10 protein-coding genes are annotated in these 8,171 nt (G+C 66.6%); all 10 read right to left on the bottom strand.

The annotated features are described in order from the left end of the window. Positions 1 to 18 precede the first annotated feature (18 nt). The 10 genes from ACIP0B_RS23395 to ACIP0B_RS23350 all read right to left on the bottom strand — a co-directional run bounded on the left by ACIP0B_RS23395 (position 19) and on the right by ACIP0B_RS23350 (position 8,077). Entirely contained in the window at positions 19 to 366 is a 348-nt protein-coding gene (locus tag ACIP0B_RS23395; RefSeq protein WP_085581482.1) for a phage tail tube protein, read from the bottom strand. Positions 367 to 432: 66 nt separating this feature from the next. After that, the gene (locus ACIP0B_RS23390) at positions 433 to 1,932 is read right to left on the bottom strand and encodes a phage tail sheath subtilisin-like domain-containing protein (protein ID WP_400836418.1); all 1,500 of its coding nucleotides are present in this window, start codon (positions 1,930 to 1,932) and stop codon (positions 433 to 435) included. Continuing rightward, positions 1,932 to 2,114 (bottom strand): DUF2635 domain-containing protein, encoded by a 183-nt coding sequence (locus tag ACIP0B_RS23385; RefSeq protein ID WP_400836416.1) that lies wholly within the window; start codon positions 2,112 to 2,114, stop codon positions 1,932 to 1,934. The genes ACIP0B_RS23390 and ACIP0B_RS23385 overlap by 1 nt, the downstream gene beginning before the upstream one ends. Then, positions 2,111 to 2,683 (bottom strand): hypothetical protein, encoded by a 573-nt coding sequence (locus tag ACIP0B_RS23380; RefSeq protein WP_400836414.1) that lies wholly within the window; start codon positions 2,681 to 2,683, stop codon positions 2,111 to 2,113. The genes ACIP0B_RS23385 and ACIP0B_RS23380 overlap by 4 nt, the downstream gene beginning before the upstream one ends. Before the next feature lie 154 nt (positions 2,684 to 2,837). Continuing rightward, entirely contained in the window at positions 2,838 to 3,866 is a 1,029-nt protein-coding gene (locus ACIP0B_RS23375; protein WP_400836412.1) for a phage late control D family protein, read from the bottom strand. A gap of 9 nt (positions 3,867 to 3,875) precedes the next feature. Continuing rightward, positions 3,876 to 4,088 (bottom strand): tail protein X, encoded by a 213-nt coding sequence (locus ACIP0B_RS23370; RefSeq protein WP_400836410.1) that lies wholly within the window; start codon positions 4,086 to 4,088, stop codon positions 3,876 to 3,878. After that, positions 4,081 to 4,464, bottom strand: coding sequence for a phage tail protein (locus tag ACIP0B_RS23365; protein ID WP_400836409.1), 384 nt, complete (start codon positions 4,462 to 4,464; stop codon positions 4,081 to 4,083). The genes ACIP0B_RS23370 and ACIP0B_RS23365 overlap by 8 nt, the downstream gene beginning before the upstream one ends. Beyond that, positions 4,461 to 6,710 (bottom strand): phage tail tape measure protein, encoded by a 2,250-nt coding sequence (locus tag ACIP0B_RS23360; protein ID WP_400836407.1) that lies wholly within the window; start codon positions 6,708 to 6,710, stop codon positions 4,461 to 4,463. The genes ACIP0B_RS23365 and ACIP0B_RS23360 overlap by 4 nt, the downstream gene beginning before the upstream one ends. 128 nt (positions 6,711 to 6,838) lie before the next feature. After that, positions 6,839 to 7,420, bottom strand: coding sequence for a phage tail assembly protein (locus ACIP0B_RS23355; RefSeq protein WP_400836405.1), 582 nt, complete (start codon positions 7,418 to 7,420; stop codon positions 6,839 to 6,841). A gap of 150 nt (positions 7,421 to 7,570) precedes the next feature. Further along, a complete protein-coding gene (locus ACIP0B_RS23350; protein WP_400836403.1) occupies positions 7,571 to 8,077 on the bottom strand; it encodes a phage major tail tube protein in 507 nt (168 codons plus the stop codon). Positions 8,078 to 8,171: the final 94 nt, after the last annotated feature.

The raw sequence follows: 8,171 nt of genomic DNA, 5'->3' as shown, positions 1-8,171 counted from the left end.
GAAGCTTCACGGCGCCGCTCATTGCCAGGTCCCCTTGATGCCTTCGAACTTCAGTTCGATGGTGGCGTCATCGCCCTTGGAGACCGGCTCTTCGACCAGGTAGGCGCCGGCCAGCACGTAGACCTTGCCGTTGCTGAATTCGCAGGTGACGGTGATGTCGGTGCCTTCGACCAGCTTCTTCAGCGGGAAGTCGGCGGTGTGCAGCGCGGTCACCTTGAACGACGGCGCGATGTCGGTTTCCTTGTAGAAGCCCGGCACGACGGTCTCGCGCTTGACGGCCATCAGCGGGGCTTCGCAGCCGCCGTTGATGGTCAGTTGCGCGCCGTCCACTTTGACGTAGCAGGTGCCTGCAATCAGTTGACCCATGGTGTTACTCCCTTCAAAAAAAAGCCCACGCGGGGTGGGCTGGATTCACAGACTCGAACGGGCCGCTCAGGCGGCGTCGTCGTACTGCAGACGGAATTGGTTGAGCAGCGCGAACACGCGCAGGCCGTTGATGTAGTCCGGCGGGAACAGCACGTTCACGCGGCTCGGGTCCTTCACGTCGCGCTCGACGATCAGGTGCTCGGCGAACAGTTCGGCGTTTTCCACATGGCCTTCCAGTTCCAGCTTGGCGTACTGGGCGATCAGCTCGCCGCGGATGGTCGCCGGGGTGACGATCGGCTGGCCGGCGCCGAAGCGGGTGCCGTCTGAAGCCAGTTTGTGGCGGCCGTACTTGCTAGTGATCACGCTTTGCAGGCGACGCACGATGTACGCCGACTGGTGCATGGTCTCGCTGTCCAGGTAGGAGTTGTCGGCCTGGCCGAACGCGTTCTTCTGGTAGGTGGTGATCGAACGCTGGATGCGCACGTAGCCGCCTTCGTAGTAGGCGGTGGCGATGCCGTAGTTGAGCAGCGACTGACGTTCGGTCAGGGTGAAGCGCTCGCTGGCCGGTGCCGGATCCAGGCCCGGCAGGCTGCCGCTCTGGGTCGGACGGCTGGCGTCGGCGGAGATGAACACCGAGGTGCGCGCGGCCAGTGCGGCGGCCTGCACCCAGACCGGCTGCGGAACGCCCGGCTCCAGCGCCTGGATGGTCATGTGCTGGTCGTTGCGGGCCTGACCGGCCGCCACCAGGGTGCCGACGGTGCCGCGCTTGGCGCTGTACACGTGGCCGAACAGCTGCTTGGCCCAGGACCAGCGGCCGGTGCTGTCGTCCATCACCGCTTGCCAGGTGTTGAGGGTGGCCAGGTCCGACCACGGCAGGCAGATGAACTCGAACGGCTCGTCGCCCAGTGCGGCGACCGCCGCGACCTGGTCCGGCACGCCGGTGCCGCCGCCCATCACGGTGGTGACCGCGACGGTCAGGCCGGCCGGGGTCTCTTCGCCGTTGCTCTTGCCCAGGCGGTTGAACTGCAGGCTGATGTCGTTGCCGCTGGCGCCGGTCCACTTGGCGCTCAGGGTGATCACGCCTTCGGCGGCGGCCGCGCTCACCGGCAGGTCGGCGCTGGCGTTGATCTTCTGCACCAGGGCCGTGGCGGCCTGTGCGGCGGTGGCGCCGTTGACCACGGTGGCCTGCACACGCACACCGCCGACGTACAGGTTGAGCTGGCCGGCCTGGGTGGCGGTGCCGGTCAGGGTCAGCACGCCCTTGGCGATGCTGCCGTCGGTGCTGTGCAGCGGCAGGCACCAGATCTCGCCGACCGGGTCGGTCTTGCGAAAGGTCTCGTACATCGAGGCCAGCATCGAGCCTTGGCCGCCGATGCTCTTGGCCAGCGCCACGCTGGACACCAGCACCAGCTTGCCGACGTCGGCCGCGGCGATGTTGTCGTTGACCTGGGCCACGATCAGGCGGCGCATGGCCGACGTCGCGCTATTGGCGGCCGAGTTGTCCATTTCGGCATAGAACAGCGGTACACGAATGTCCGCGGGGATGTTGCTGAATCCGATCGCCATTATTTGGCTCCCTGTGGTTTAGCCGCTTTTGCGGTTTTGATGGTGATATCGCCGTCGGCCAGACGCCGGCGCCACCAGGCGCTGTCCGGCACTTCACGGCCTTCGAGGGGCAGCAGGTCGCCCGCTTCCGGGTCAGGCACGGCACGGCCGGCGGCCGGCAGCACGGTGATGCGATTGCTCATGGGGTTACGTCTCCAGAGAAAGTCATTTCCAGGCGCCCGTCGGGCCCCGGGCGTTTGAGGTTGGGGTCGGCCGGGTCGATGGCATCGACCCGCACGGTGACCCCGGTGAAGGACGACAAGCCGTCCAGTTCGCGTTCGTGCCAACTCTCCGCAGGCTGACTCGGCAGATTGCGGCCGAGCTGGAACTCGGCAAAGAAGCGCAGCCGGTACAGGACGCGGCTGCCGTTGATCGAAACCAGTTCACCGCCGTCGTAGGCGATGGCGCTGTAGTCGCTGCCGGGCTTGAAGCCCACCAGTGCGCGCCACAGTTCGGCGCGCAGTTCGTGCAGCCGGTCCAGCGCTTTTGCGGCGTCCGTGGCGTCAAGCGCGAGGACGACGTCGAAGCGGTCGCGGACCGGTTGCCGTGCGGCGTTCTGCGCGGTGCTGGCGCCGGCCTGGTCGGCCTGCGGCGTGACCCAGGCCGACGGCAGCGGCAGGTTCGGATCGTTGAGGTCGCCCCCGGCCGCCACATGGTTGGCGAGGCCGGGGCATTGCTCACGCAGCTGCGTGAGGATCGGGGTGATCTTCATGGGTGCGTTCCAGAGTCGGGGGGATGAGGATCTGCAGAACACTGCAGATCCCTGTAGGAGCGAGCCTGTTCGCGAGGGCGGCGCCACAGGGGAAATCGATGTCGAGCGCACCGTCGCTGTCGCGAGCGGGCTCGCTCCGGCAGGGGATGCAGAATCAGGCGTTGGCGTCGGCCTTGGGGTCCAGGCCGCTCGCCTCGATGAGGCAGCGGTAACTCTCTTCGCGCTTGCCGCTGGCGGTGACCTTGTCGATCGACCAGCGTCCGCGCATGAAGTCAGGCCAGGTGTCATCCAGCACCAGCAAGCCTTCGGCGGACAGCATCGGGTCGCCCGGACAGGTGACCTTCAGCTTGTATTTCTCCCGCAGCATCTTGCGCACCTCGCCTTCGCCGACGGCCTTGGCCTCTTCTTCGCTGGGCTGGGTCTGGCGCAGGGTCTTGTACGGCGCAAGGCCGGTCTTGACCTCCCGCATCACGCAGGCGGCGGCATCCCAGAACGTGGTCTTGCAGCCCTGGTTCTGCGTGCGGGCGGTCTCCTCCAGGACGGCGCTGATGAAGGCGTGGTCGCCGGGGCGGTTGTCGCTTGTCACCGACAGCCGGACGTCCGGCAACACCTTGCCGGACAGGGACTTGACCTGCCCCCGCCGCGCCAGCACATAGAGCTCGTTCACCGGTTTGGCGATCACCTTGTATTTGCCGGCCAGCCGCGTGATGAAACCCATGTCGGTCTCGTTCGACTGGTCGACGTGGGCGATCCGGATCATCGCCAGGGCCGGATCGACCCGCGGCGAAAACCCGTGCCGCGACACCAGCTCGCGAAACAGCGCGCCGAGGGTGGTCGGGCCGTGGCTGGCCGTGCGCCGCTGCTTGAAGCCGGTCTCGTCCTTGGCGCTGAACGGCGCCGCCGTGGCGACCAGCGTGAGGCGCAGCGGAAACAGGGTCGGCGTGAGGCGGGTGACCTTGAACTGGCCCTTGTCGACCAGCCCGGACTCCAGATAGCCCACCCGCAGGCCGATGTTACCGCCCAGGGACGGCAAACCGGCGAGGCCTTCCAGGTCGAGCACCAGCGTCAGCTGGTCGGACTCAAGCCCGGCGGCGTCGATGTGTTCCCAACTGATCAGGCGTTGGTTGAGCAGGGCCGCGTTGGCCCCGTAGATCTCGACCGACGGCGTGAATCCCAATGCCATGCCGCCTCCTTAATCCCAGGCCGTGACCGGTTTGACCGCAGCGGGTTTGGTGTCGAGTTCGGGCAGCGTCACCCAGACGCCCGCCGGCAGGACGGGGCCCTGCTCGGCCAGCGTCGGATTGAGCGCCCACAAGGCCTCTTCGGCCTGATCGTCGCTGCGGCCCGCCTCGCGGTAGAGCAGCAGGTTGACCGAATCGCCGGCCACGCTCCGTACCTTACGCATGGTTGAACTCCGCCAGTTCGAGGGTCCAGTCGACGACCATCGCCGTGCCGTCGTCGATGACCTGGCTCTGGGTTTCCTGGATGTTGTTGATCCGCCACAGGCCCCAATTGCGGCCGATGCCGTCGATCAGCGGCAGCGGGATTCGCAGCGCCTGCAAGGCCCGCAGTTCGTCGAGCCGCTCCATCGCGACGGCCTGCATCGACTTGCCGGTGATGGTCAGGGTTTCCGGCTTCTGGCCGGTCTGGCTGGACTTGGGCTTGCTGGTGAGGATCGGCAGCTCCGTCCAGCCGCCGTCCGACTTGCGCCCCAGAGAGCTGTAGGCGAACTGGCGCGATAGGCCGAAGATGAAACTGCCCAGTGCCATTTGATGCTTCATCCGGCGACTCCATCGGTCAGGGCCGCATCGCGGCGGGTGGCGAGAGGGTTGTTAGTCAGCAACGGCATGAACTGGCCAAGGAACTGCCCGCTCAGTTGCTGCCCGATGATCGTGCGGATCTGCTCGGCCGTGTCCGGTGCCGGGCACGTGACCTGGATCGACGGCGAAAAGGTGACCTGCTGGGTCTGGCTCGGGGCGTTGACGAGGTTCTTGGCGACGTCTGCCGGCGGCGCGAGTTTGTCGACCGTCGGGGCGGCCAATTTATCTCCCAGCAGGGCCCCCAGACCTCCGCCGAGCAAGCCACCGATGGCCGTGCCGACGGACGAGCCGATGGACACTCCGAAAGCCGTGCCGAGGCCCGGCAGCAGGAACGAGCCGGCGACGGCGCCGATGGCCGTGCCCGCCAGTTGACCGACCGCCCCGCCCACCGCCTGGCTGTCGCCTTCACGCCAGCCTTTGAGGCCTTTGTAGGCCGCACCGGCCAGCATCAGCGGCGTCGCGGCCTTGCTGACGAAGGGCACCGCCCTGGCCATCAGCGGCATGACCTTGGCCCCGGCACTGCGCAGCGCGGGCATGACGCGGGCGGCGGCGCCCCTGATCGACGGCATGACCTTGAGCGCCGCACTGCGCAGACGGGCAAGCGGGCTTTGGCGCACGGCGCCCGCCCGAGGCTGGGCGGGCTTGGCGGCAGCCTTTGACCCCTTGCCTTGGCCCGGTTTGCGGCCGGAGCGTTTCTTTTTGCGCCCGCCGTCACCCTCATCGTCACCGGTGATCATGTCGCCGATGCCGGGCGGCAAACGCGCCGCCGCCAGGCGCAGCAGCCTCGCGTGGACCGCATCGAGCACCGAGGACACGCCGGTCTTCAGCGCACCGGCCACGAACGGCGTGGCGGCCACCCCCAGCAACGTCAGCGCCGCCGTGACGAACGGGAACGTCTCGGCCGCTGCGCTCAGCCCGTTGACCAGCGCCGTGAGCCCCACGGCAACGCCATCGGTCACCGGCGCCAGCGCCGTGCCGACGGACGTGGACAGCCGGTTGAGGCTCGCGTCCAGCGCATTCCAGCGCCCCTGGGAGGTGTTGCCGTAGGCTTCGGCGGTCTCGGCCGCCGATCCTGCGCCCTCGCCGCGTTTGGAGGTCGCGTACTGAGATTTGTCGGCCACCAGCCTGAAGGCTGTGCTGACATCCTCCGGCTTCTTCAGCAGCTCTAGCAGCGCATCGTTGTTGCCGAACAGCGTCTTGGTCAGTGCAGCCTGTTTCTCTTCAGGTTGTTTCTTGAGTTCTTCAAGCACCAGCTTGATCGTCTGCGGCGCATCGCTGCTCATGCCGCGGGCCAGCGACTCAGGGTTCAGGCCCATCTGCGCCCAGGCTTCGCGTTGCGCCGAGGACGCGGATTCGCCCTTGCCCAACGTCGCTGTGAAGCTCTTCAGCGCCGCCCCGGCGTCGGCCTTGCCGGCGCCGCTGTTGAGGAACGCGGCCGCCAATGCGGCCACTTGCTCGGGGGTCATGCCCGCAGCTTTCGCGCTCTCGCCGGCACTCTGAACGACAGCGCCGATGTCGGCGGCCTTGACGTTCAGGCCGCTGTTGCCCAGATGGCTGGTCGCGTCGGCCAGGTCCTGGCTCTGCAACCGGTCGAGCTTCAACGAGGTGCGCCAGCCGGCCAGCATCTCGCCGGCCGCCTTGACGTCGATCTTGAACGCCGACGCATTGAGGGCGGCATCGCCGGAGAACGTCTGCAGTTCGTCCCGCTTCTGATCGCCCTTCAAACCGTCGCTGATGCCGGACCTGAGCGCGGCCAACTGCACCTGCAGCAAGTCCGCACCCGTGGCCCCGCTGGGGGCGACCCGTTTGTCGCTGGCGGTTTCCAGGTTCTTTTCCGAGAGGGCCTGAAGCGATTCCTTGCTCAGGCGCAGCACCTGGTTCAGTTCGACCAGCGCCGTCTCGTTGGCCATCGCCGACTGAAGGCCTTTGGGCGGCGGACGCTGCTCGATCTCGGCCTTGAGCTTCGACTTCGGCTCAGGGGCCGTCGCCGGGGCCGCAGCCCCTGCCTTGAACAGCGATTGCTGGGTGACCAGCAGCTCACGCAGCTTGATCTGTTCCTGGGTCAGCAGCCGGATGTCCACGCTCGCCAGGGCCAGCGTCAGGTTCAAGTCCTGCAGCGGCTTGCCCAGTCCCTCGGGCACCGCCAATCCGCCTGCGGTGTTGCCGCCCTCACCGGCGTAGGTGAGCGCATATCTGTTTTCTGCCATGCCGCCCTACTCCTGTTTCACGCCAAGGCGAGTGATCGCTATGTCGTAGCGGCGCAACGCCTTTTCGGCGTCCCATTCCAGAATTTCCGCCTCACTTACCGGGTAAATGAGCGGCACGACATCGAGGATCACTTCGATGTCGCGCTCCGAAAGTAGGCCGCCGGTTGGTTTAAAAAATCGTCGATGCGCACCTGCAGCTGCGTCCAGTCCGGAACGCTCAGGTGGGCCAGATCGGGGATCATCAGGCCGGTGCAGTGGGCGGTGATGAATTCGGCGCGTTCCTTGGCCGTCTTCAGTTTCTTCATCACTTTGGTGGCGCGCAGCGCGGGCATTTCCAGGCTCAGCGACGTCACGGTGCGGCCGGTCACGGCGAGCGGCAGCAGCAGCTGCACCTCGTCCGGGTCGTCCGAACGCCTGGCGTCTTCGGCCTGGGCGAGAAAGTGCGACGCCGGTTGGGTCGACATTTCGTGCACGTACTGGGCGATGCTCACGTAGTCCGGGCGCTTGAGCTGGTCGAGTTCCTTGACCGACAGCCCGGTGGCCAGCAGCGCCAGCTCGTAGAACTGATCGTCCTCGTCGTCGCCGGCACGCTCCAGCGCTTCTTTCTGGGCGGCGTAGAACAACGGCTTGAGCTGGATCTGCGCGATCTCGGCACCGTCGTCGCCGGTGATCGGCGACAGCAGGTCATGCTGGGGTGGCATCCACGACATGAATGAATTCCTTGGTGATTCTTGAGGGGGGTGTTGCTTGATGGCCGCCGACCCGGCCCCGCTGCGGGAGCGGGCCTGCCTGCGATGGCGTCAGGCCTCATCGTCAGCAGGTTGGCTCCCACAGGGGATCGGTTGGCTGCGAGGGGCGGCTTACGGCATCAGTACCGCGCGGCGGGCATCGCCGAGGATGTCCACGCCGTTGAGCACGAACTTCTGGGTGCGCACGTCGATGTCGATCACCGGCACGCCGTTTTCCAGGCGGTTGTAGGTGCGGCAGGACAGCTCCAGGGTGGTCTTGGGCTTCTCGCCCATTTTCACGGTGCCTTCCTCAAGGGATTTCAGCTTGCCGCCGACGGTGTGGTAGGTGAACCAGGTGTTGCCGTCCTGGTCCTGGCCGGCCTCGCGCACGTTCAGCAGGATGTCGTCGCCCAGCTTCACGCCCAGGGCGAGCATGATTTCGGGGCCTGCGCCCTGAAGGATCAGCTTGGCGCCCAGGGCCTTGGCGCTCTTGGCCATCTCCTCGACGATGAAGCGGCCGCCCGTCATGTTTTCCATGTCGAACTCGATCTTCGGCGCCGTGAACTCTTCCACGGTCGCCGACAGCGGCAGGCCTTGCAGGGTGGCCGCGATGGCCTGGCGGTTGCGGTTGGTAAACATTAGAGAACGTCCTCCAGGAACTGCTCGATGATTTCATCGCGGGCGTTGAGTTGGTAAACCATGTGTTCGTTCGGCGCGTAGCGGGCGGAGGCGC

The organism is Pseudomonas sp. NPDC089534 (assembly GCF_044749305.1).
Taxonomy (GTDB): Bacteria; Pseudomonadota; Gammaproteobacteria; order Pseudomonadales; family Pseudomonadaceae; genus Aquipseudomonas; species Aquipseudomonas ekonensis.
This window is presented reverse-complemented; position numbering and strand designations above follow the sequence as displayed.